General features: G+C 63.3%; 18 protein-coding genes. 13 read left to right on the top strand and 5 right to left on the bottom strand.

Annotation, left to right across the window (positions count from 1 at the left end; translation table 11 throughout):
• Positions 1–223 precede the first annotated feature (223 nt).
• Positions 224–358: a hypothetical protein gene (locus C437_RS21160; RefSeq protein ID WP_004518067.1), complete on the bottom strand. Its 135-nt coding sequence runs from the start codon at positions 356–358 to the stop codon at positions 224–226.
• 107 nt (positions 359–465) lie between these two features.
• Here C437_RS21160 and C437_RS16160 point away from each other — a divergent pair, with 107 nt between their 5' ends.
• The 10 genes from C437_RS16160 (at position 466) to C437_RS16115 (ending at position 15770) form a co-directional block, all read left to right on the top strand.
• Positions 466–2121: a tRNA uridine(34) 5-carboxymethylaminomethyl modification radical SAM/GNAT enzyme Elp3 gene (locus tag C437_RS16160; protein WP_004518066.1), complete on the top strand. Its 1656-nt coding sequence runs from the start codon at positions 466–468 to the stop codon at positions 2119–2121.
• 367 nt (positions 2122–2488) lie between these two features.
• Complete coding sequence (locus tag C437_RS16155) at positions 2489–5959, top strand: CARDB domain-containing protein (RefSeq protein ID WP_004518065.1); 3471 nt, start codon at positions 2489–2491, stop codon at positions 5957–5959.
• Between the two features lie 61 nt (positions 5960–6020).
• Complete coding sequence (locus C437_RS16150; RefSeq protein WP_004518064.1) at positions 6021–7250, top strand: hypothetical protein; 1230 nt, start codon at positions 6021–6023, stop codon at positions 7248–7250.
• Positions 7251–7321: 71 nt separating this feature from the next.
• Positions 7322–8356, top strand: coding sequence for an NAD(P)/FAD-dependent oxidoreductase (locus tag C437_RS16145; protein ID WP_004518063.1), 1035 nt, complete (start codon positions 7322–7324; stop codon positions 8354–8356).
• Positions 8357–8392: 36 nt separating this feature from the next.
• Positions 8393–10546 (top strand): ribosome rescue protein RqcH, encoded by a 2154-nt coding sequence (rqcH, locus tag C437_RS16140; protein ID WP_004518062.1) that lies wholly within the window; start codon positions 8393–8395, stop codon positions 10544–10546.
• A 42-nt stretch (positions 10547–10588) separates the two neighbouring features.
• Positions 10589–11620, top strand: a complete 1032-nt coding sequence (locus tag C437_RS16135; protein WP_004518061.1) for an AIR synthase family protein — start codon at positions 10589–10591, stop codon at positions 11618–11620.
• Positions 11621–11776: 156 nt separating this feature from the next.
• Positions 11777–12478 carry a DUF4013 domain-containing protein gene (locus C437_RS16130; protein ID WP_004518060.1) on the top strand — a complete coding sequence of 234 codons (702 nt, stop codon included), beginning with the start codon at positions 11777–11779 and terminating at the stop codon, positions 12476–12478.
• 159 nt (positions 12479–12637) lie between these two features.
• Positions 12638–13357 (top strand): DUF4013 domain-containing protein, encoded by a 720-nt coding sequence (locus C437_RS16125; RefSeq protein ID WP_004518059.1) that lies wholly within the window; start codon positions 12638–12640, stop codon positions 13355–13357.
• A gap of 77 nt (positions 13358–13434) precedes the next feature.
• Entirely contained in the window at positions 13435–14502 is a 1068-nt protein-coding gene (locus C437_RS16120) for an mRNA surveillance protein pelota (protein WP_004518058.1), read from the top strand.
• A gap of 110 nt (positions 14503–14612) precedes the next feature.
• Positions 14613–15770, top strand: coding sequence for a sensor histidine kinase (locus tag C437_RS16115; RefSeq protein ID WP_004518057.1), 1158 nt, complete (start codon positions 14613–14615; stop codon positions 15768–15770).
• Here C437_RS16115 and C437_RS16110 read toward each other — a convergent pair.
• On the bottom strand, positions 15767–16519 hold the full coding sequence (locus C437_RS16110; protein ID WP_004518056.1) for an MBL fold metallo-hydrolase: 753 nt from the start codon (positions 16517–16519) through the stop codon (positions 15767–15769). The two genes, C437_RS16115 and C437_RS16110, sit on opposite strands and share 4 nt — an antisense overlap.
• A 282-nt stretch (positions 16520–16801) precedes the next feature.
• Between C437_RS16110 and C437_RS16105 the strand changes: the two genes are divergently transcribed.
• A complete protein-coding gene (locus C437_RS16105; protein ID WP_004518055.1) occupies positions 16802–17416 on the top strand; it encodes a class I SAM-dependent methyltransferase in 615 nt (204 codons plus the stop codon).
• A 24-nt stretch (positions 17417–17440) separates the two neighbouring features.
• Here C437_RS16105 and C437_RS16100 read toward each other — a convergent pair whose 3' ends face one another.
• Positions 17441–18265, bottom strand: coding sequence for an ArsR/SmtB family transcription factor (locus C437_RS16100; protein WP_004518054.1), 825 nt, complete (start codon positions 18263–18265; stop codon positions 17441–17443).
• Between the two features lie 147 nt (positions 18266–18412).
• Complete coding sequence (locus tag C437_RS16095; RefSeq protein WP_004518053.1) at positions 18413–19285, bottom strand: dihydrodipicolinate synthase family protein; 873 nt, start codon at positions 19283–19285, stop codon at positions 18413–18415.
• A 97-nt stretch (positions 19286–19382) separates the two neighbouring features.
• Here C437_RS16095 and C437_RS16090 point away from each other — a divergent pair, with 97 nt between their 5' ends.
• Positions 19383–22133, top strand: coding sequence for an ATP-dependent helicase (locus C437_RS16090; RefSeq protein ID WP_004518052.1), 2751 nt, complete (start codon positions 19383–19385; stop codon positions 22131–22133).
• An 87-nt stretch (positions 22134–22220) separates the two neighbouring features.
• Positions 22221–22856, top strand: coding sequence for a beta-class carbonic anhydrase (locus C437_RS16085; RefSeq protein ID WP_004518051.1), 636 nt, complete (start codon positions 22221–22223; stop codon positions 22854–22856).
• 135 nt (positions 22857–22991) lie between these two features.
• Here the strand turns inward: C437_RS16085 and C437_RS16080 are convergent, their stop codons facing one another.
• Positions 22992–24041: a hypothetical protein gene (locus C437_RS16080; RefSeq protein ID WP_049919858.1), complete on the bottom strand. Its 1050-nt coding sequence runs from the start codon at positions 24039–24041 to the stop codon at positions 22992–22994.
• Positions 24042–24184 lie beyond the last annotated feature (143 nt).

The raw sequence follows: 24184 nt of genomic DNA, 5'->3' as shown, positions 1-24184 counted from the left end.
CACAGACCGGTGGAGGGTTCAGGTTACTCGCGACCCATGGATCTCCGATAGTGGTTTCAGCCCACGATCACCGTGTCCGCGCACTCGTACGCCACGCTACCCGTAGAGTGCTCGGTCCAGCAGTATCAACTGAAATAACAGGGACAGCTCTCTGCGGTCAAGAGCTGATGGGCTGGAAGCTGTTTCAACTGCTCACTCGCCGCCGGCCGCTACTCCGGACCCGCTACGTACCGCTTCCTGAGACGGACTTGGCTGCCTTCTTCGCACCGTAGTACGCCCACTCAGCGCTGTAACAGAACACGCAGCCGCGGAAGGTCGGCCGGTCGGGACTCTCGGTGTCGTCCGTTTCGCTACCCATACTTCGGCTTGGTGTGACAGCACAATGAACCCCACGGCCGCCCCCGTCGCTGACGATGCCCGAGCGACACGCTTATTCGGCCGAGACGCCGATTTCGCACAACGCCGATGAGCACGGAGACGCCGGACCCAGACGAGACAGAGACCTTCCAGCAGGTGTGTGCAGAGCTGGTCGACCGGATTCTCGCAGGCGAGGTCGAACGCGACGACGTCGAATCGGCCAAGATTGACGTCTGCCGCGAGTACTCCGCGCCGAAAGTGCCGAAAAACTCCGAGCTGCTCGATTACGCGCCACAGGAGCACCGCGAAGTGCTGGAGGAGGTCCTCCAGCGCAAGCCGGTCCGGACTGCCTCGGGTGTGTCCCCCATCGCTATCATGACGTCGCCCGAGCGGTGTCCCCATGGGAAGTGTCTGTACTGTCCCGGCGGCCCCGACTCCGAGTTCTCCTCCGCGCAGTCTTACACCGGCCACGAGCCCGCGGCCGCACGCGGCGAGCAGAACGACTACGACCCGTACGGACAGGTCACGCTTCGGCTCAACCAGCTACGGGAGATCGGCCACCCCGTCGACAAGGCCGAACTCATCGTGATGGGCGGGACGATGACAGCCCGGAGCCACGACTATCAGGAGTGGTTCGTCAAGCGGGCGCTAGAGGCGATGAACGACTTCGACGTGGACGCCGAGCCGACGCCCGCCGAAGACGTGAGTTTCGCCGAGGACGACTACGAATTCCGGTATCTTGAGGACGTCATCGCCGAAAACGAGACCGCAGCTGTCCGTAACGTCGCGACGACGTTCGAGACGAAGCCGGACTGGTGTGACCCAGAGCAGATCGACCGGATGCTCGACCTCGGCGGGACGAAGGTCGAGGTGGGCGTCCAGACGACCTTCGAGCGCATCAACCGTGAGATGCACCGCGGGCACGGCGTTCAGGCTTCCATCGACGCCAACCGCCGACTGCGCGATTCGGGGTTCAAGGTCGGCTTCCACATGATGCCGGGCCAGCCCGGGATGTCAAAGGAGATGTGTCTGGAGGACTTCCGACGCATCTTCGATGAGACCGACTGGCGGCCCGACTATCTCAAGATATACCCGACGCTGATCGTCGAGGGGACCGTCACCTACGACTGGTGGCGAAAAGACGAGTTCGACCCGCTGGACAACGACGAGGCCGCAGAGTTAGTCGCCGAAATCAAGGACATGATTCCCCGCTACACCCGGCTCCAGCGCGTCCAGCGGGACATTCCGGCGGACTTCATCGAGGGCGGCGTCTGGAAGTCGAACCTCCGACAGCTCGCCTGGCAGCGCATGGAAGAACACGGCTGGACGTGTGACTGCATCCGCTGTCGGGAGGCCGGACACAGCGACGAGGTCGCCGAGAACATCGAACTCGGCGTGATGACCTACGAGGCCTGTGGCGGCACGGAGCACTTCATCTCCTTCGAGGACTTCGACAACGACGTGCTCGTCGGCTTCTGTCGGCTTCGGTTCCCCAACGACCCGGTACGGCGGGAGCTACAGGACGCTGCAATCGTACGCGAACTCCACGTCTACGGTAACGCCGTCGGTGTCGGGCAGGAGGGTGACGACGATGACCACCAGCACAAGGGTTACGGCAAGAAGCTGCTGGAGAAAGCCGAGCGGATGGCCCAAGACGCCGGTTACCCGAAATTGGCTGTCATCTCCGGTATCGGCGTCCGGCAGTACTACCGAGAGAAACTGGGCTACAAGCAGGATGGGCCATACGTAAGCAAGCGTCTCTGATAGCCCTCTGACCCCCTGTCTAGATGTGTGACCGAGCGTCTGTCGACTGATTCTGGCTGCGGAACGTCGTTGTGTGGCTGGCCAGCAGGAGTTGCTGCATCGCGCAGCAGAAATCAGGCGATGACCGAAAGCACGGACATCATTTGAGATACTATATGTATACCGACTCACCAGCCGTGTGTACTGGGTACGATGAACAGCCCATTACGTGTAATGGTGGGACACAGCGTTTATCAGTCCAGAACCGGCGGTAGCGGTCGGGAAACGCGATAATAGCACCTTACTCTGCGATTCACTCCTGCTAACTAATTACCATACTACCATCGGCCCTCTCATGGGTAAGATTATGGGCCTGTGGCTATCAGCGATGACGCTACTGGCTGTGGTTGCGGTGTCGACGGCCCCGGTGTTCGGGCCGGGCGTTGCGGCAGCATCCAATCACGAGACAGCGACTATCGAAGTGACCGATGCTACAACGACAAAGACCAACAGTTCTGGGACGCACGACGCGCCGTTCTCGGTTGTCTCCGACGGGGAATTCGAGGTAGAGTTCACGGTTGAGAACACCGGAGACAGTGACGGCACAAAACAAGTAACGGTCACAGCGGACGGCGAGCAAGTCGGGCAAGTCACCGTTGCGCTCGCCGGCGGCCAGCAGACGACCAAAACCGTTCCTGTCGCGCTCGATGACACCGGTGAGTACGACCTCGTCGTTAACGATGTCCAAGCCGGGACAGTGACCGTCGTCGAACCGTCGAGCATCACGGTCACTGAGACGGCTGTCAACCGAACGGCGGTCACGCGTGGCGAATCCATCGAAGTAACTCACATGCTGGAAAACACCGGCGGGAAAACCGGCGAACTGACCCTCACACCGACGCTGAAGAATACGGATACGGGGGAATCACAGATGGCCAACGAACTCGATGTCGAGGTCGGTAGCAGCGACACGGAAACGACTTCGTGGACGCTGGACACCGGAAATCTCGACGGCCTGCCTGCCGGGGACTACGAACTGCAGGACGGTTCCGGCTCGAACCCGATAATCACTATCGAGGAGCCGACGCGGTTCACCGTCGATTACTCGCAGCTAAGCGACGAATCGACAGTAACGGGCGACCCAGTTGATCTAACTGTCCGGATGGAAAACCCCCGGAACGGGGACGGGTCAGCGACGGAGGACGTCGTTCTGCAGGCTGACAGCGCTGAAATCGCCAACCGAACCGTCGAAATCGAGAACGGCGAGACGAAGACGCTGGAGTTCTCACCGAACTTCGACAGCGCGGGGACGTACGATCTAACGATAAACGGAGAGTCGGTCGGGACTGTCGAAGTCGCGGACGAGGGCTCGATCCAGATTCAGGATGCCGGGCTCATGGACACCCAGGTCAATACTGACACGGACACGGGTAGTCACGGGTCCAACAAGCTCGAAACGTGGGTGATTGTGGAGAACACTGGCGGACAGGCCGGAACGATTACCCTGCCTATCGAGGTCGGGGGTACAGAGGTTGGAACGCAGTCGGTGGCGGTTCCAGCCGGTGAGACGGTCAACGAGACACTCGGCTATCGACTCGACGGAGCTGTTGACGAGGGTGACCACGAGGTTACAGTCGGCGGGGTCACCGCTGGCACCCTGACCGTTGGCCAACCCGATATTCAGGTCACTGACGCAAGGTGGAACAGAACAACGGTTACCCGAGGTGACGCGGCAGAGCTGACGGTGACGGCCAGAAACGACGGGCCCGTGACCGCAAAGCAGGAGTTCTGGGTCGAAACGGAGAACGAAGTCCCAGACGCCGTTTCGTTCGACCTTGCACCGGATGAATCCGGGACGGATACGTACGTGCACAGGTTCGAGGAGCCCGGGACGTACCAGTTCACGGTCGGTAGCGAGACCAAGACGGTCACAGTCGAGCAGCCAGCGACGTTCGAGGTATCCGACAGGGCGCTGAACACGACGAGTGTGGGCGAGGGCGAGAGCGTTGCGGTGACTGCGACGGTCACGAACACCGGCGACCAGGCCGGTACCTACGAGGTCCCGCTTACCGTCGCTGACGAGCGGACGGACACCACGGAACTGCAACTAGAGCCTGGAGAATCGGCGACCGTCTCGTTCACGGAGTCGTTCACCGCCGTTGGCCCATACCCTATCGATCTTGACGGCGAGCGGGTCGGGACGGTCCGGGTCTCTGAGGCGGCGGCGTTCGACACGGCCGCAGTCGGACTGAACCGGACGAGCGCTCGGACAGGCGAACCCGTAGAGGTGACTGCCACGGTCGTCAACAACGGTGACGAGACAGGGGCTTCCTCGGTCCGGCTGCAGACCAACGACGACATCGTGGACACGACGAACGTCACGCTCTCGGGCGGGCAACAGACCGAAGTCACCTTCGTCTACGCCTTCGAGAGTGGCGGCGAGTACGACGTGGCGGTCAACGGTGATTCCGGCGGAAACGTTTCAGTGACACAGCCCGCGATGTTCGAGGTCCGCGACGTAAATCTGAGCACTCAGTCCGTCGAAACCGGTGAGTCAGTGGATGTGACAGCGACTGTCGCAAATGTTGGCACGGAGAGTGGGAACTACACTGCGGCGCTCGCAGCGAACAATCAGACGCTCAAGTCCAAAACCATCGGTCCGATTGCCGGCGGTGAGACCGCAACTGCGTTCTTCAGTATCTCTTTCGACAACGAGGGCAACCGGTCGCTCTCTGTTGGCAACACCCTCACCGAGACGCTCGCCGTCGAAGCTGAAGACAGTAGTGGTGGCGGTGGCGGAGGCGGGGGCGGTGGCGGGGGCGGTGGTGGTGGATTCGATTTCGATGATGAACCGGACGAGACCGACGATGGCGGCGGCGCAGAGGCTCCCGCTATCTCGAAGTCCCAGATTGACGGCGGGGTCACTGTCCGAATATCTGCCGACGCTGCGAACTCAACAGTCTCCCAGTCGCTGAACCGCTCCGGTCCGTCCGAGACCGCGCCAGCGTTCACTCTATCATCGCTCTCGCTCAATGTGACTAACGACAGTGATGGGTTCAACACGACACTGCTTGGCCCACACGCCACGCCGAACGACATGGCTGCAGTTCAGGGAGATGGTGTGCGCGGGTACGTGACTGTCACCTCCGGTGCGAATGCGTCTGCCATCAGCCGGGCGACGTACACCCTGCGGCTCGACGAATCGGTGCTTCCGGCCAACGGGTCGATGGATGCCGTGCGGGTGTACAAGTACCACAACGGGTCCTGGAGTCAGCTACCCAGCACTGTCAACGAAACAGACGGCTCGATTCGGGTGACATCGTCCAACCTAGCAACCATTGCTATCGCTTCCCCGGTCGCTAATGCGTCCACTCAAGCGACCACAGTGGGGCCCTCGTCGAGTGCATCTGCCCCGACGTCCGCCGAACTAACCGTCACTGACGCGTCCCTGACGGCTGACTGGGTCCGGGCCGGCTTCAACACCTCAGTGCGAGCGACAGTCGAGAACCCGACCGATGAAACCGTTGAGCAGCCACTGACAGTCACTATCGACGGCGATTCAGTCGCCTCTCAGACTGTCCGGCTCAATGCCGGCGAACAAACTACTGTGACAGTGGAGTTCGAGGCCGTCGAGGGCACCGTCACAGTCAACGGCGTCAGTGCCGGTGACCTCCGTGTCGGCTCGACGACCGTTCAGGGCACAGGCGGCTCTGGGGCTGACGATACTGGTGAAAGCGGTGGCGGCGCGGAGCCAGCCGCGGAAACGGTCGCAGCGTCTGGTCCCGGATTCACTGTCCAGCTAGTCGCAATCGCGTTGGCGCTGATCACCGGTGTCGCCCGACTCCGTCGACAAGTGTAGGACGACCTTACCGACGGTTTGGCTGCTGCGTAACTAATCCTTTACTCGCCGACATTCCTGTATGAGCGAGGCACGAACACTCTATACTGTCGTTGCTGTCGTTTTTACTGTCGCTGTGTTCGCGTCCGTCTTCGCCGTCGGCAGCGTAGTCGCTTCTGACGGCAGTCCACAGAGCGGATCAGACGCCACAGCAAGCACACCCGGACCCACCGTTTCATCTGTTCTCGAGCGCCACACAGGGACACTACTCGGGCAGGTCAACGAGACCGACACACCCGATGCCGGTGAGCAGACCGAAGAAGAGACTGAGACTGAAGGCCCCACAGAAACCGAGGAAACGGCAGAACCGACGGAGACAGAGAAACCCACAAAAACTGAGGAAACGGAGGAACCGACTGAGACAGAAGAACCCACAGAGACCGGGGAAACGGAACAACCGACTGAGACAGATGAACCCACAGAGACCGAAGAAACGGAGGAACAAACTGAGACCGAAGAACCCACAGAGACTGAAGAAACGGCAGAACCGACCGAGACAGAGGAACCCACAGAAACCGAGGGAACGGAGGAACCGACTGAGACAGAAGAACCTACCAAGACCGAGGAGTCAACTGAAACGGAAGAACCTACACGAACTGAGAACGGAAGCCAGAAGCAAACCGACGCAGATGACAGCGCTGATAGAGGCGACTCTGACGCCGGTAACGGCGACGCCGATGACGCAGACGACAGGGAGAACACGACAACGTGGAACGAAACGGCGGGCGGCGGTGCGCCTGCTGACAACACGACCGGTACCGAGAACGGAACTGTTGGGTCTGGGACGGCAACTGAAACGGGCACCGACGGGGCATCCACTCTCGCCGGGCAGGGCAGCGCCGATGTCCGGGTCTCGGACGCGTCGCTGTCGGCTGACTGGGTCCGGGCCGGGTTCAATACGACTGTGCGAACGACAGTAACGAACACCCGGCCCCGACCGGCCAACGAGACACTGACTGTGGCGGTCGACGGCGAACCCGTGGCAACGGACCGGGTGGCACTCGATCCTGAGGAAGAGACGGTTGTCGAGACCGAGTTCGAGGCGGTCAACGGAACCGTTCGGGTCAACGGCGAGACGGCTGGCCCGCTCAGAGTGGAAAACCAGTCCGTTTCCGGAACTGACCGTGACGACCGGACAACAACCACGGCGCAGGGCCCGGGGTTCACACTCTCACAGGTGGGCATCGGTATCGCGATACTCACTGTCATCTGCTGGACGCGTCAGGGTCTCTGGCGCGGCCGGGGACGCTGAATCGGACCACTGGCGGGCGGTCCGAACTGGTTGTGTGGTGGATTTTTACTCGTACCGTCCGACTTGGATGTATGGCTCGTAACCTCGCAGTCGTCGGTGCCGGTGGTGCCGGTGCGGCGGCAACGTACGCGCTCCGGGACGCGGCGGTCGATGTAACAGTGTTTGAGAAAAGCCGCGGCGTCTGCGGGCGCGCCGCGACCCGACGGCACGGCGACTGCACGTACGAGTACGGGGCGAACTATCTCAAAGCCGACGACGACCGCGTAACGGAACTGGTCACGGAGGCGCTCCCAACTGAGGGGCTCGTCGACATCGAGGAGCCGGTGTACGCGTTCGACAGGACCGGTGACATCGACGCCGGTCGGGATGCTGACGAGCACAAATGGACGTACGAGGCGGGCATCACACAGCTTGCAAAGCGCCTGTTCGCCGAGACCGGCACTGAGGTAGAGAACGGCGTCCGAGTCGAACGTCTGGAGCGACAGCGTGACGGCTGGCGGCTCGAAGACAACGACGGAACGGATCTGGGGCACTTCGACGCCGCGCTGCTGACACCGCCGGCTCCGCAGACGGCTGACCTGCTGGGGCAGTCGCGGTGGGACCACGGCGACTGCCGTGACCTTCGGCAGGAAATCGCCGCAGTCCCCTATCGAACGGTCATATCGGGGGTGCTGCACTACCCCTTCGAACTCGACGTGCCGTGGTACGCTGCGGTCAACAGTGACAAGGACCACGATATCGGCTGGATCGGTCGCGAGGAATGCAAAGACGGCCACGTTCCCGACGGAGAGTCCCTGTTGCTGGTCCAGATGAACGAACCGTGGTCGATTGCGAACTACGACGAACATCCCGACGCGCTCATTGAAGATATCGCCGCGCGGACAGCGCGCCTGCTCGATGACGACCGGCTGGCCGACCCGGACTGGACGGATCACCAGCACTGGCGCTACTCCCAGCCCGAAGGAGAAGTCGACCACGACCTGCTGTCGTGTGCAGCCGAGCACGACCTGCACTTCGCCGGCGACTGGGTGGCCGGAGAGGGGCGACTGCACGCGGCGCTTCGCAACGGACTGGAGACGGGCGAGGCAATTGCCGACAGTGGGTAACGGAACGCCTTTGGGTGCCCGCCGACAGCCACCGACATGGACCACAAGCGGGAACTGACGAGCGTCGACCTCGCCGCCCTTGAGGGCGAACTCGCCGGTTACGAGGGCGCGAAGCTCGACAAGGCGTACCTCTACCCCGAGGACGACCTCGTCAGACTGAAGCTCCGGGACTTCGACCGCGGACGCGTCGAGTTCCTCATTGAGGTCGGCGATGTCAAGCGCGCCCACGTTGCCGACCAGAGCCACGTCCCCGACGCGCCGGGTCGACCGCCGGACTTCGCGATGATGCTCCGGAACCGTCTGTCGGGCGCTGACCTCGTCCGCGTCGAGCAGTTCGAGTTCGACCGCATCATCGAACTGGAGTTCGACCGCGAGGACGCCTCGACCACCATCGTCGCGGAGCTGTTCGGCGACGGGAACGTCGCCGTCCTCGACGAACACGGCGAGGTCATCGACTGTTTGGAGACGGTCCGGCTCAAATCACGCACTGTAGCGCCGGGGACGCCCTACGAGTTCCCGACGGCGCGGTTCAATCCGATGACCGTCGATTACGACGGCTTCGTCGCCCGCATCGAGGAGTCCGACGCAGACCTCGTCCGGACGCTGGCGACACAGCTGAACTTCGGTGGCCTGTACGGCGAGGAGCTGTGTACCCGCGCCGGTATCGACTACAACATCGCCGTCGACGACCTCGACGAATCCGACTTCGAGCGGCTGTACGAACTCGTCGACGAGCTTGGAACCCGACTTCGTGAAGGGAACGTCGACCCGCGAGTGTACTACGAGACACTTGGTGAGGACAATGGCGATGGCGGTGCGGAGAGCGACGATGACCCGGATCGCCGACGCGTCGACGTGACGCCGATTCCGCTGGCGGAGTACGAGGAACTGTACAGCGAGTCTTTCACGGAGTTCAACACCGCGCTGGACGATTACTTCTTCAATTTCCAGCGAGAGGAGGAAGTCGAGGGCGGCGAGACCCAGCGGCCGGACTTCGAGGCCGAAATCGAGAAGCAAAAACGCATCATCCAGCAGCAAGAGCAGGCCATTGAGGACTTCGAGGCCGACGCCGAAGCCGAGCGGGAGAAGGCCGAACTACTGTACGCCAACTACGACCTCGTCGACGACGTACTCTCGACGGTGCAGGCCGCCCGCGAGGACGACGTGTCGTGGGACGACATCGAGGCGAAGTTTGACGAGGGAGCAGACCGCGGCATCGAAGCCGCCGAAGCGGTCGTCTCGCTCGACGGGAGCGAGGGGACGGTGACGCTGGATATCGAGGGGACGCGGGTCACCGTCGACGCGTTCACCGGCGTCGAGAAGAACGCCGACGAACTGTACAAGGAGGCCAAGCGCATCGAGGAGAAGAAAGAGGGCGCGCTGGCGGCCATCGAAAACACCCGCGAAGACCTCGAAGCAGTCAAAGAACGCCGGGACGAGTGGGAAGCCGACGACGGCGAAGACGAAGTCGACGAGGACGGGAGCGAGGACGAACCGACGGACTGGCTCTCGATACAGTCCATTCCCACCCGGTCGACGGAGCGGTGGTACGAGCAGTTCCGCTGGTTCCACACCTCGGACGGCTTCCTCGTCATCGGTGGCCGTGACGCCGACGACAACGAGGAACTCGTCCAGAAGTACCTGGAAGGCGGTGACAAGTTCTTCCACGCGCAGGCCCACGGCGGCCCGGTCACGGTCCTCAAGGCCACCGGTCCCAGTGAGCCGTCCAAAGAGGTAGACTTCCCACAGTCCTCGCTGGACCAGGCCGCGCAGTTCGCGGTTTCCTACTCCTCTGTCTGGAAGGACGGGAAGTTCGCCGGCGACGTGTACATGGTCGACCCCGATCAGGTGTCGAAAACGCCCGAAAGCGGCGAGTACTTGGAGAAAGGTGGTTTCGCCGTTCGCGGCGACCGGACCTACTTCGAGGGCACACCGGTCGGCGTCGCAGTCGGTATCACCTGCGACGACGAGACGCGGGTCATCGGCGGCCCACCGGCAGCTATCGAGGGACAGGCCGCGACGAGCATCACCGTCGAACCGGGCCAGTACGCGCAGAACGACATCGCCAAGCGCCTGTACCGGGAGTTCCGCTCGCGGTTCGCTGACGAGTCGTTCGTCCGCAAAGTCGCCAGCCCGGACCAGATACAGGAGTTCCTGCCACCCGGCGGCAGCCGGATGACCGAGGAGTGATGATGTCGGAGCAGCGCATCGGGGCAGGAGGTGACTGGCTGCATGAGTGACCTTGGGAAAATCGACCGTGCGGTGTTCGATAGCGTCATCTACCCGGAACTGGGCGCTGACCGTGAGGACGTGGTTCTCGGGCCGACTCACGGCATCGACTTCGGCGTCATCGACGTGGGAGGAGAAGCCCTCGTTACGGCGACCGACCCGCTGTCGGTCCTCCCCGATCTGGGGTTCGAGCGGGCCGGGCGGTTCGCACTCGACGTAGTGCTTGCCGACGTTGCCGTCTCCGGCGTTCCACCAACCCATCTCTCTGTGACGTTCACGCTCCCGCCCGAGATGACAGACGACGAACTGGCGGCGATGTGGCACGGCTTCGCCGGCCGGGCCGAGGAAGTCGGCGTAACGGTCGTCACTGGCCACACCGCCCGCTATTCGGGCGTCGACTACTCCTGGGTCGGCGGCGCAACGGTACTTGGCGTCGGATCCCACGACGACATTGTCCGACCGGACGGCGCGCGGCCGGGTGATAAACTGGTCGTCGGCACTGGGCCTGGGGCCGAGGTCACGGGGCTGTTTGCGAACCTGTTCCCGGCGCAGATCGGCCTGTCGCCCGAGGGTATCGCCACCGCACAGGAGCGTCTGGCCGACACCGCCCTCGTCGAGGACGCCATGGCCGCGACGGACGCCGGCAACGTGACGGCGATGCACGACGCGACGGAGGGCGGCATTATCGGTGCGTTCATCGAGATGGCCGACGGCGCGAACGCCCGGTTCGACGTGGATAGTAACGCGATGCCGGTCGCTGACGGTGTCGACGCACTCTGTGATGCCCTCGACATCGACCCCTGGCACGTCAGCAGTTGCGGAACGCTGCTGGCCGCGGTCGACCCCGCCGACGCCGCCGACGTTGTCGGTGCACTCCGTGACTGCGGGACGCCGGCAGCCGTCGTCGGCGAGGTGACTGACGGCGAGGGGTTGTACGTCGACGGCACGCGGCAATCTCATCCCGGGGCTGACCCCTCGTGGGAGGCGTTCGCGCGGCTGCAGGCGGCCGCGGACGGGGACTCCGACAGCGAGTGACTCGCTGGCCCCACCGTTGGAGTTGTCTGTGAGTGATAGCACGGCACACGTACTGCTATATATACTTGTAAGTTGTATTATAGTTCAATGTGACACCTCGTCGCGACTGACGTGGCAGCGGCCACGCCGGCCAGGCTGATGTCACGGAGTACCATCATGTTCCAAGAAGCCCTAACGTATCCGCGGGACAGTGACAGCGCAGTGAAGACCATCGCCATCGGGGGTGCGTTGCTGTTCCTGAGTGTCCTCGTCGTGCCCCTGTTCTTCGTCCTCGGCTACATCGTCCGGACGCTCCGGGCAGTGCTGAACGGCGAAGCCGAACCGCCGGCGTTCGACGACTGGGGTGACCTCGGCATGGACGGCCTGAAGGTGTTCGCCATCGGGTTCGCCTACTCGCTCGTCCCGGCGGCTATCGCCCTCGCAGCGGTGTTCGCAAGCGGCGCGACGCTGGGTCTGGGCGGCAGCGGGGCCGGAAGCGGACTGGCCGTCGGCCTCATCGCTCTCGTCGCAACGCTCGCGATAACCGTACTTTCGCTGGCTATCGCGTACGTGCTCCCGGCCGCAATCGCTGCGTACGTCCGGACGGACACCATTGCGGCGGCGTTCGCACCGGATGAAATCCGCAGGCTCGTGTTCAGTCGGACCTACGCCACCGGCTGGCTGGTCGCGTTCGGTATCAGCTTGCTCGCTGGCGTCGTCATCGGCGCGCTGAACGCCGTCGTCATTGGCGCGGTGCTGGCTCCCTTCGTGACGTTCTACGCGAACGTGGCAGGAACCTACGCCGTCGGGACCGCCGTGCGGGACATGCCAGCTGTCGACGCCGGTGATGAGACGCCCGGCGCTCAGCCCGCGGCCTGATAGGACACGCGGTGATCCCCCAGTTTTACTTCGGTTTCGCTATCGTCGCTGTGTTTCGGGAGTGTAGATTTATATTACTGCTTACACAATTCTGCTGTATCACTAACCTGTTTGGACAGTCGGAACCCGCTCCCTGTTCCCCACAGTGACGGTGTCCCCATGCTAGAAGACGCAATTCGGTACCCCTGGAACGGCGAGCAGAAGGTCGAGACGATACTGATTGGCGGCGTGTTGAGTTTGCTGGGCGTGTTTTTTATTCCGGTGTTGTTCGTGTTCGGCTATCTCGTTCGCGTCATTCGAGCAGTTACCGACGGCGACGACGAGGTGCCGCCGGTGTTTGAGGAGTGGGGTGACCTGCTTATCGAGGGATTAGTCGCGTTCCTGATTTCGCTGGTGTATTCACTCGTCCCGCTGGTGGTCATCGGCCTCGCAATAGCGTCGTTCATCCTGCCCTTCTCCGTGGTCACGACGACGGGCGGTGAACCGTCATCGGGTATCGCTATCGGCGGACTCCTGCTCGCGCTCGTCATTGTCTTTGTCACCGTCGTGGTCTCGCTCGGTGCCGCATATCTCCTCCCTGCAGCCGTGGCCGCGTACGCAGTGACCGGGCGCGTCGGCGCGGCGTTTTCGCCCGGCACGCTGCGCGCGATTGGCGGGTCAGGGACGTACGCTGTCGCGTGGCTGGTCGCTGTCGCTATTGGTATCGGCGCCCAGGTGCTCGGCGGCCTCGCCTCTGCTACCGTGCTCGGCGCGGTCCTGGTCCCGTTCGTCTCGTTTTACGGCAACGTCGCCGGCGCGTACGCCATCGGGACGGCGATGCGGGAAGTTCCGGCGCTCGGTCTCGAATCTGAGACACGCGCTTCGCGCTCTGTCGCTTGACCGCCCAGTATCTGTTTTTCACCTCGGTAGCGAAACGAATGGCAGAACACTTGTGTCCCTGAAGCGGACTCTCGGGTATGCAAATACAGAGTCAGGAGACCACCGCCGAAGGGGCAGAGCGCATCGAGGTGGTCCCCGAGACGCTGGACGACCTCTGGCATCTCTCGTACGTCATCGAGCCGGGGGACCTCGTCTCCGGCGACACGACGCGGCGCATCCAGCGCAACGACGACAACCTCCGGGACAAGGGCGGCGAGCGCGAGCCGATGTGGATCCAGATCGAAGTCACCGACGTGGAGTTCGCGAAGTTCGCCAACCGTCTCCGCGTCGGCGGCGAGATCGTCGACTGCTCCCGGGAGGACCAACTCGGCTTTCATCACACGCTCAACGTCGAGGAACACACCGAACTCACCGTCGAGAAACACCTCAAGCCCGACCAGGCTGACCGTCTAGAGGAGGCCGTCGAGGCGACGGAAAACCCGGACGTGGCAATCGCCACCGTCGAAGAGGGCGAGGCCCACGTCCACACCGTCGCCCAGTACGGCACCGAGGAACGGGCGACCATCACGTCGACGACCGGCAAAGGCGAGTACGCCCGCCCGCGGAAGGAATTGTTTGACGAGCTTGCCTCCGTGCTCAAACGGCAGGACGTGGACGCCTACATCCTCGCTGGTCCCGGCTTCACCAAGCAGGATGCGCTGGACCACTTTCAGGACGAGATACCCGATGTCGCGGAGCAGGTTACCGTCGTGGACACGTCGGCTGTCGGCGACCGCGGCGTCCACGAGGTACTGAAACGCGGCGCTGTCGAGGACGTGCAACAGCAGACCCGCATCGCAGAGGAGGCAGACTACATCGACGAGCTGATGGAGCGCATCGGCTCTGGCTCCGAAGTCGCCTACGGCCCGGAGGAAGTCGCCAAGGCAGCCGACTACGGCGCTATCGAGACGCTGCTCGTGCTGGACGAACGGCTCCGACTGGAGCGGGCCGGCGAGGGCGACTGGGATATCGACGTCGACCAGATTATCGAAACGACAGAGCAGAAGGGCGGCGACGTGACCGTCTTCTCCGCGGAGTTCGCGCCCGGACAGCAACTCTCGAATCTCGGCGGTATCGCCGCGCTGTTGCGGTACCGGCTCGACTGAGCGGCCCGCGTGTCTACTAGCTTTCATTTCAGGGTTGGTTCCCCCGAAACCGTTTTTTTGCTCCGGTCTCTATTGCTATGTAGTTCCAATGTCTGCGAGGTGTGAGTAGTATGTCGTTCGAAGAACAACAGGACTTTGCCAGGCAGGTCGCCGACCTGAACAAGTACGGCCAGGCGCTCAATCGGTGCGAGTCCGTCGACGAAGTCGTTTCGCTCACACTGGAAGCGATGTCGCTGCTGTTTGAATTCTCCTACTCTACGTTCGTCGAGGTTCGTGACGACGACCTCCGTGTCGTCCACAGTACGAACCCGAATCTCGTTCAGGGTGAGCCACCGAGTGACCTGGCTCGACGGGCGCAGTCGGCCGGCGAGACGCTGGTCGAACAGGGTGCTGATGCTGCTGTCACGGCTGACTCGAATGTGACGGGGGCGCTTGCTGTCCCGGCCCGGATGGGCGATGAGGTGACTGCGGTGTTGGTCACTCGGTCACAGACCGTCGAGGAATTCGGGGACGAGTACATCAGACCAATGGAGATTCTCGCAACTCACGCCGCGACGGCTATCTCCAATATCCGCTCCCGCGAACGGCTCGAACGGGCACACCGTGATCTGGAACGGCGAAAGGAGATGATCGAGATGTACGACCGACTGCTCCGCCACGACCTGGGTAACGACCTGCAGGTCATCGCCGGCTTCGCAGACGTCGTCGCTGGACAGGTCGATGGCCAGACCGAGGAGTACGCCGGCAAGATCCAGCGCGCGGCCGAGAGCGCTGCCGACCTCATCCAGCGTGTTGGCGATCTCGTCTCGACGCTGGAAGCACAGGACAACCCGGAGCCACGCGACCTCGACACGGTCCTCGAGGAGACGGTCCGTGACATTGAGGCCAACTACGAGTCGCTGACCGTCGATTTCGATGCGGCCGCGTTCGACTATCAGGTGTACGGCGGCGACCTGCTCGATTCGGTGTTTACGAACATCATGTCCAACGCGGCGGTCCACAACGAGGACGAGGTACATATGCGAGTGGCCCCAGCGGAGGTCTCCCCTGACGAGATTACCGTCTGTTTCGGCGATGATGGGAGCGGTGTCTCGCCGGACCTGCGTGAGGATATCTTCGAGATGGGTGTGAAGGGACAGGAGAGTCCAGGGACCGGCTTCGGCCTCGGGTTCGTTCGAGCGTTGACTGAATCCTACGGCGGCAGTGTCAGCGTGGCCGAAAGCGACGCTGGCGGGGCCGAGTTCCGCGTCACACTCGAACGCGTTTAGTTGACTGTTATCGTCAGCCCGTCCTCGGCGAACTGCACGTCGCCGTCGTAGCTATCGGCTATCGACCCAAGCATCTCCTCGTGGTGGCCTTCGGTGTGTGGGTACAGATGGGTGAGGTACACGCGCCCGACCTCGGCGTCGGCATCGCGGAGGGTCCGTCCGAGCGTTTCGGGCGTCGGATGGTTCGATACGTCCACGTCGTCCGGGAACGAGCAGTCGTGGACGAGTACGGCCGAGCCGTCAGCGAACTCGATGAGGTCGGTAAACGCCTCAGAGTCAGCACCGAGCGTTATCACCGGACCGTCACCGACGGAGAGCCGGTAGGCGAAACACTGCATCGAATGGCGCGTCTCGCAGGTGTCGCCGCTGAACCCTGCCAGCTCGAACGGTCCGCCGTCGAGATCCCTGAGCGTCAGGTCCAGACGGTCCTGCATATAGTCGTGTGTTTCCAGCAGGCTCCGAATCAGGTCGCTCGTGCCCGGTGGACCCGCGATTGTGAGCTCCGTTTCGCCGGCAAGCCAGCGAGCCTTCAGCAGCACGTCGAGGTCCGAAACATGGTCCAAGTGGTGATGAGTCAGCAAGACGGTGTCGACGCCTTCGTACCCTGCGTCTGTTCGGGCCAGTGAGTGCAACACGCCGCTACCACAGTCGACGAGCAGCCGGTTTCCGCCGCGTTCTAGCAGATAGCCGGACTGCATTCGAGAGCCGGTCGGCATGGCGCTGCCGGTGCCAAGAAACGTGAGACGCATACCGGACGACAGCGAGCGAACGGACAAAGGGTTGGTGTCTGGGGGGACACGTCGGCAGGGAACCACCAGGGAGCGTCAGCGGAGTGAGGGCGGTGGCCGTCGGCGGGGACGGGGTCAGGGCGGTCGCGTGGGAAGGTCACCCGACGACGGCGCAGTTCATGCTTTGGACGGGGATAGCAAAAACGCACCCGTGGCTCAAAAACCATTTTAACCGAACCGTGTTTGCGGCAAAACCGCGGAACGGAGCGGGAGAGACTTCTGTGAGCGGGATGAGAACCAAGTATGAAGAAATCACTCGACGAACACGCTGAGCGGTTCTCTGACCACGCCGATGCCTACGACGAGGAGCAGGATTCGGCGGCGTATCGCGCCTGTGTCGACTTCGTTGTCGAGCACGCGGCCCCTGAAAGCGACGACGTGGTGCTCGACCTCGGCACTGGCACCGGAGCCATCGCGTTCGCGCTCGCGTCCGATGCACGAGAGATTATCGGTCGCGACATCAGCGACGGCATGCTAGAGAAAGCTCGGGAGAAGGCCGACGAGCGCGGCGTCGAGAACGTTTCCTTCGGCGACGGCCGCTTCCGCGCTCCGAACGTCGACCGGCCCATCGACATCGTCACGTCGAACTTCGCGATGCACCACCTCGGTGACGACGAGAAACGCGAGGCTATCGACACTATCGCTGATCTGGGGCCGCGCCGCATCGTCCTCGGGGACGTGATGCTGTTCGGCAAGGACGACTCCGACGCGCCGTTTTACAGCCCCGAGGTCGACGACCCAGCGACGGTCGGCGTCCTCGCCGACGCCTTCACCGACGCCGGCTACGCGCTGACGGCCGTCGAGATGGTCACCGAGCAGGCCGGTGTGCTGGTCGCGGAGCAAATCGACGCTGCGTGACCGCGGTCGGACCGCGAACCCGGCTCAGCGGTAATTCCTGTACGCCCAGAACGAGACGTACAGTGTCAGGACCAGCAGTCCGCCGAGGAAGAAGGCCACACCGGGCTCGATATGGAAGCCGCCACTGGCCGCGGCGTCGGTCGTCAGCTGTCGCGCCTGTTCGGTCATCGCCTCAACCGGCGTGTCGGCTTCCGGGGCCGGAGTCTGTTCTGGGGCCGGCGTGGCCTCCGGCGTCTCCGTCGCCTCGGCTATCTGGAACCCGCCGTCGTCCTCCGGCGTCGGGGTCGGTGTGGGTTCGGCCTCCGTGGCCGTCTCAGTCGCCGAATCCAGACTCTCCGCGTCCCCGCCGCCCTGACCACCGTCACCAGCGGTTCCCGCGTCACCGGCCCCCGCACCCCCGAACTGGATCGGGAACTGCCCGAGCAGAAGTTGCAGAATGACGCTGGCCGCGGTAAGAATGCCAACGACGGGCAGGACCCGACGGACGAGCGACCGGAGCGATTGTTTGCGCTCTTGCGTTCCGACGAACAACACCAGCGGGTCCTCCGGGGGTTCGTACACCTTCATCTCCTGACCTTTCTCGGAGTACTGGACCCCAGCGACGGCGATGAGCTCCTCGTCTTCCAGTTTCTCCAGGTGGTACGAGACCTTCTGTATCGACATATCGAGCCGGTCGGCCAGTTCGGAGGGCGTCCCCGGCTCCTCGTACACTGTGTTGAGTATCTCTCTGGCCGTTTCCGAAGAGAGGGCATCGAGTACGGCTGAGACGTCTTCGTCGACCCCGACGACCTGCAGCTCCCCGTCCTGTGAGGTGCTCGTGTCGGGACCGCGGGAGGGCAGCAACGACATATATTCCGTTCACTGCCGCCCAGCGTAATGAATCTCGTGGAACCTCACAGGGCCGTTTAAGTCTCAGAGCCCGCTATCAAGGGACAACGACACGCCCGTCCGTGAAGCAGTGCACTCGGGATACAGAACAGCGCCTTCTGATTGCCACTACAACAGCCCGGTCACGGACTCCACTGCGTCCGGCGAGAGCGTGGCTCGGGGCGGCCGCACGGTAGCGTCGTCGATAACGCCACGGTCGGCGAGCAAGGTCTTCACCGTAGGCGCGAAGCCGAACTCGGCACAGGCCTCCGAGAGCGGCGAGAGGATCTCCCGCTGGACCGCTCTGGCTTCTGCCACGTCGCCGTTGGCGACGGCGGTGCCCGCTCGTTCTAGCTCGCCGTACAGCAGGTGGGAGAGCGCGCTGACGCCGCCGTCGCCGCCCAGCACGAGCGACGGGACGAACAGGCCGTCGTGGCCCTGATAGACGGTGAAGTCTTCGGGCGTCTGATTCATGACTGCGGTGACGTACGGGAGGTCGCCCGAGGAGTCCTTGAGGCCCGCGACGGCGTCGGACTGTGCGAGCGTAGCGACGGTCTCGACCGAGAGCTCCTGTCCGACGGCCCCGGGGATGTTGTAGAGGTAGACGGGCAGCGGCGCGTCGGCCAGCACCGCCTCGAAGAACGCCTCGTTGCCCGCCCCGCTGGCCTGGCCGCCGTAGTACGACGGCACGACCAGCGTGCTGTCAGCGCCCTGCTCGGCGGCGAACGCCATCCGTTCGTGGACCGTCGAGACAGCGGTCGCGGCCGTCCCGACGATGACGCGGCAGTCGTCGGGCGCTGTCTCCGTCGTGGTTCGGACGACGGTCCGGTACTCCTGTGGTGATAGCGTTTCGAACTCCCCGGTCGTCCCGCAGGGAACGACGCCGTCGACGCCGGCCTCTGAGACGTGCCGGACCAGCGATTCCAGACCGGCGACATCGAGGTCGCCGTCGGCGTCGAAGGGTGTCACCAGCGGCGTCAGTACGTCGACGGATTCGGTCATGCTCAAGATCTGATTCGGCGGTCGCTTAGGCGTTTTCCCCGTCGATGTGGCGGAACCCACTTGCCGCGGCAGGCCTACTTGTCGGTAAGAGCCGACAATGGGAGGACGCGAGCGTCTCGCAGCGACGGACCCGGACTTCGACCCGGAGGCGGTCGAAATCGACGACGCCGAGGTGCTTTCACGCCTCGCGCCCGTCGTTCAGGAGTGGTGGGTCGAGCAGTTCGGCGAGTTTGTCCCCGGCAACGGCGGCTTCTTCACGCCCCCACAGAAGGAAGCTATCCCACTCATCCACGAAGGCGAGAACGCTCTCATCTGCGCGCCGACGGGGAGCGGTAAGACGCTGGCCTCGTTTACCGGCATCATCAACGAACTGTTCGGGAAGGCCCGCGAGGACGAACTCGAAAACTCCGTCTACTGCCTGTACGTCTCTCCGCTGAAGTCGCTGGCCAACGACATCCACCGAAATCTCGAACAGCCGCTGGACGGTATCACGACCAAGCTCGACGAGCGCGGCGAGGACGTCGAAATCCGGCACGCGATTCGCCACGGCGACACCAGCGACAGCGAGCGCCAGGCGATGCTCGAGACCACGCCCCACATCCTCAACACGACGCCGGAGACCCTGGCGATTCTGCTGAACTCCCCGAAGTTCAAGCAGAAGCTCGAAACCATCGAGTACGTCATCGTCGACGAGATCCACAGCCTCGCCGAGAACAAGCGCGGGACCCACCTCTCGGTGTCGCTGGAACGACTGGAGGAGATGGTCGAGGAACCGCCGACACGTATCGGCTGTTCGGCCACCGTCGAGCCGCTGGACACCGTCGCCGAGTTCCTGGTCGGCCGCGAGGAACCCGGCGGCGACCCACGGGACTACGAAATCGTGGACACGCGCTTCGCCCGCGACTTCGACATGGAACTGTCCTGTCCGGCCGACGACCTCATCAACACGCCGCGGGACATCATTACCGAGCGGTTCTACACGCAACTCCACGAGCATATCCAGTCCCACACCAACACGCTCGTGTTCACGAACACGCGCTCTGGGGCCGAACGCGTCCTGCACAACCTCCGCGAGAAATTCGAGGACTACGACGAGTCCAACTCCGGCTGCCACCACGGCTCGCTCTCCAAGGAGCGACGCCGAGACATCGAAGAATCGCTGAAAGCCGGGTCGCTGGACGTGGTGACCACCTCGACGAGTCTGGAACTGGGTATCGACATGCCCCACATCGACCTCGTCGTGCAGGTGGGGTCGCCGAAATCCGTCGCCGCGCTGCTCCAGCGGATTGGCCGTGCCGGCCACCAGTTGGGCGAGACAGTCGAGGGCCGCGTCATCGCCTTGGACCGCGACGAACTCGTGGAGTGTGCGGTGATGCTGGAGAAGGCCGAGCGGGGATTCGTTGACCGCGTGTTCATCCCCGAGAACGCACAGGACGTGGCGACCCAGCAGATATACGGCATGGCAATCAACGATGTCCGCCCCGAGGAGACGTTTAAAAGCGTCCTCCGCCGGGCCTACCCCTACCGGAACTACGACGACGAGGACTGGGAGCAGCTGATGCGGTACATGACTGCCGACTACCCGGGGATGGAGGACAAGAACGTCTACGCCAAGATCTGGCGCGACACCAACGACGCGCCCGACGGCGAGCACCACTACGAGGAGTACGACGTAGGTGAGCACCTCATCGGCAAACGGGGCCGGCTCGCACGAGTCATCTACATGACCAACATCGGGACCATTCCGGACTCCTTCACGTGTGATGTCGTGACCCGCAGCGACGACAGTTGGGTCGGCCAGCTCGACGAATCCTATCTGGACACGCTGGAGAAAGGCGACGTGTTCGTGCTCGGTGGGAACAACTTCGAGTACCGCTACCGCCGCGGGTCGAAGGTGTACGTCGACCGGACCGCCGCCCGCCCGACCGTCCCGTCGTGGTTCTCGGAGCGCCTCCCGCTCTCCTATGACCTTGGCCGCGAGATTCTGGACTTTCAGGGCCAACTGCTGGACCGGCTGGAGGACGGCGGCATGTCGGAAGTTCGCAACTGGCTCCGGGAGTTCCCCGTCGACGAGAACAGCGTCCGAGCAATCGCCCGGATGTTCCGCGAGCAGGTGGCCTACGCCGGTCCAGAAAGCGTCGCAACGCCCGACCGCCTCGTCGTCGAGGAGACGCTGGACCACGACGAGTACGAGCGCCACTACCATGTCCACTCGAACTACGGCCGTCGGTTCAACGACGGCTTCTCGCGCCTGCTGGCGTATCACATCGCTCGGGCGGCCAGCGCGAACGTTCAGGTCGCCGTCGCCGACAACGGCTTCACGCTCTCGATGCCGCTGAACCGCAAGGTCGACATCGCGCGCGTCGTCGACGATCTGGACCCGGAGACGGCCCGCGAGGACCTGCGGGCCAGCCTCGACGGGACGGACCTCCTCCAGCGCTATTTCCGCATCAACGCCACGCGGTCGCTGATGATACTCAAACGCTACAAGGGGTACGAGAAGTCAGCCAGCGAACAGCAGGTGTCCTCGGAGATGCTGCTTGGCTTCGCCGAGGACCTTGGTGACTTCGCCGTTGTCGAGGAAACATACCGCGAGATTCTGGAGGATAAACTCAACGTCGACGGTATCGAGTCCGTCCTGCGTGCGATGCGGGACGGCGACGTGGACGTGGTCCGGACTCGCGTCGACTCGCCGTCACCGCGCGCATTCGGCCTGGCGATGCTGATGGCCAGCGATGTGGTCCTCGCCGAGGACGAATCGGCCGTCCTTCAGGAGTTCCACCAGCGGGTACTGGACGAAATTGAAGGCGGCGACGCGGATGACAGCGCTGTCGCCACCGACGACTGAGCCTGGTCGCTGTCCGAACTGCCCGCGTCCCATCCGGGCTGTCCGAGCGAACAGTAAAGCCTGCGCGGCCCATAGGCGTGTTCTGGAATGCCACACCACACGCACGAGAGTGACGACAGCGGCGGCGAGGAACCGGAAGCCGGCCACGTCCACGAAGCGGTCGACGAGGGCGTCGACGCGCGGGACGACTGGGCGCGGCGTCGCAGGAAGGGAATTCCCACAGACAAGCAGCTGCTCGTCGTCGCCTGCATGGACGAGCGCATCCCCGTCGAGGAGGCGCTCGGCCTCTCGCTGGGCGACGCACAGATATACCGTAACGCCGGCGGCAAGGTCACGGACGACGTGATCCGCTCGGCCGCGCTGACGACACAGTATTTCGATACGACAGAAATCATCGTCGTCAACCACACCGACTGCGGGATGATGAGCGCGTCAGATGAGGACATCGTCGCGGGGTTCGAGGCTGCGGTCGACGGCGACCTCGACGACATCGACCTCGACCCGGCGTTGCCGGAGCTAAACATCGGTGATGCGTCCATCGCAGAGTGGGTCCGGATGACCGACGACATCGACGCGGCCTGTGCAGCTCAGGTCGAGTATCTGGAAAACCACGAACTGATCCCCGATGACGTCTCCGTGACCGGCTACGTCTACGAGGTCGAGAGTGGTCACCTCCGACGGCCCGGCGAACGCGTCGCCGAGCAGGTCAACGAGCGCGTGTAGTCGGGCACGGTCGCCACCGAAGGACCGGCGACTGAAACGGAGCAGTATCGGCGTCTGTCGACCCGCTCCACACAAAGGCCCCGCCGACCCCTCTGAGGTCGTGGGGGTGAGTTCTGCTGTACTGTGTTCGTCTCCTTACTCGGAGACGACCGGGCAGTTGACCATCGCCGCGCCGGCGGCCAGGATGTCGGCGTTCTGGGCGGATTCGAGGTCCGAGACGCTGTCGAACTCCGCGTTGTCGAAGATGTTGACCTGCCACAGCGGCGAGTAGCCGTCGTCACCCGGTAGTGTCGCGGTGACGTTGTGCGTCTGGTCGCTCCCGTCTTCAGAGCGGAACCCGGACGGCGGGCCGCCGCCGTCCTCGCCGGGGTTCGTGTTGAAGCTCACGTAAATCGGGGACAGTGGGACGGAGCCATCAGACGACGACAGCGACGCCTCGCCGAACAGGAAGTACGGGACCACTTCACCGTCGTACCAGCCATTGACGAGGCCGGTTGCACTTTCGTCGGCGCTGTGTCGCAGTTCCGCGGTTGACCCCTCGGGGACGACCGGGCAGTTCTTGATAGTCTCGGTCGGCTCGATGTCGTAGCCGGCCGCCTGAATCTGTGACACGCTTGTCGCAGTGTTCGCCTCGTAGCCATCGGGCACCGTCACCTTGTGGACTTGCCAGAAATCGTTGTACCCCTCATCGCCGGGAACCACATCGACGATGTTGAGTTGGTCCTCGACCGGGTCGCCGTTCTCGTAGAACAGCGCGTAAATCGGGGCCGCCTGGGTCGGTTGCACATCAAAGTCGTAGTACTGGATGACGGTTCCGTCGGGGCCGTACCCCTGTGTCAGGAACATCTCGTCGAAGTCGATGGGCTCGTCGGCGTCCGGGAGGGCGTCGTTCGCACTGCGCTGGTGGAGCATTCCGGCGGCGTCGCTGAATCGGTCGACCGACGCCATCGGGGCCTCGCTGGGGTCGGTGGGGCTCATATCGCCGTCCATCGATTCTTCGGTCATCTCTTCCCCCTCAGTCATCGCGTCGCCGTCCGTCATCTCACTCTCGGTCATCTCGCCCTCTGTCATTCCGCCGTCTGTCCCGCCGCCGCCATCACCGTCGGTGCCACTACATCCTGCGAGGGCCAAGACTGTCCCAGTACCTGCAAGCGTCGTCAGGAACCTGCGTCGAGTGTCTGTCATATTCCGTCTGGACACGCGATGGATTACCTAAAGGGACTTTTTCGAACTCTGGATAAACTCTCCCCCGCGTTCGGGTCAGAACTGTTCCAGTTTCGCCCCGGAGCCAAACCGTTAATCCGCGGCCGCCCCCTCAGTTGTGATAT

This window comes from Haloarcula vallismortis ATCC 29715, assembly GCF_000337775.1.
In the GTDB taxonomy this organism is placed as follows: Archaea; Halobacteriota; Halobacteria; order Halobacteriales; family Haloarculaceae; genus Haloarcula; species Haloarcula vallismortis.
The sequence above is the reverse complement of the archived record's forward strand: the minus strand, read 5'-3'. Positions and strand labels throughout refer to the sequence as shown.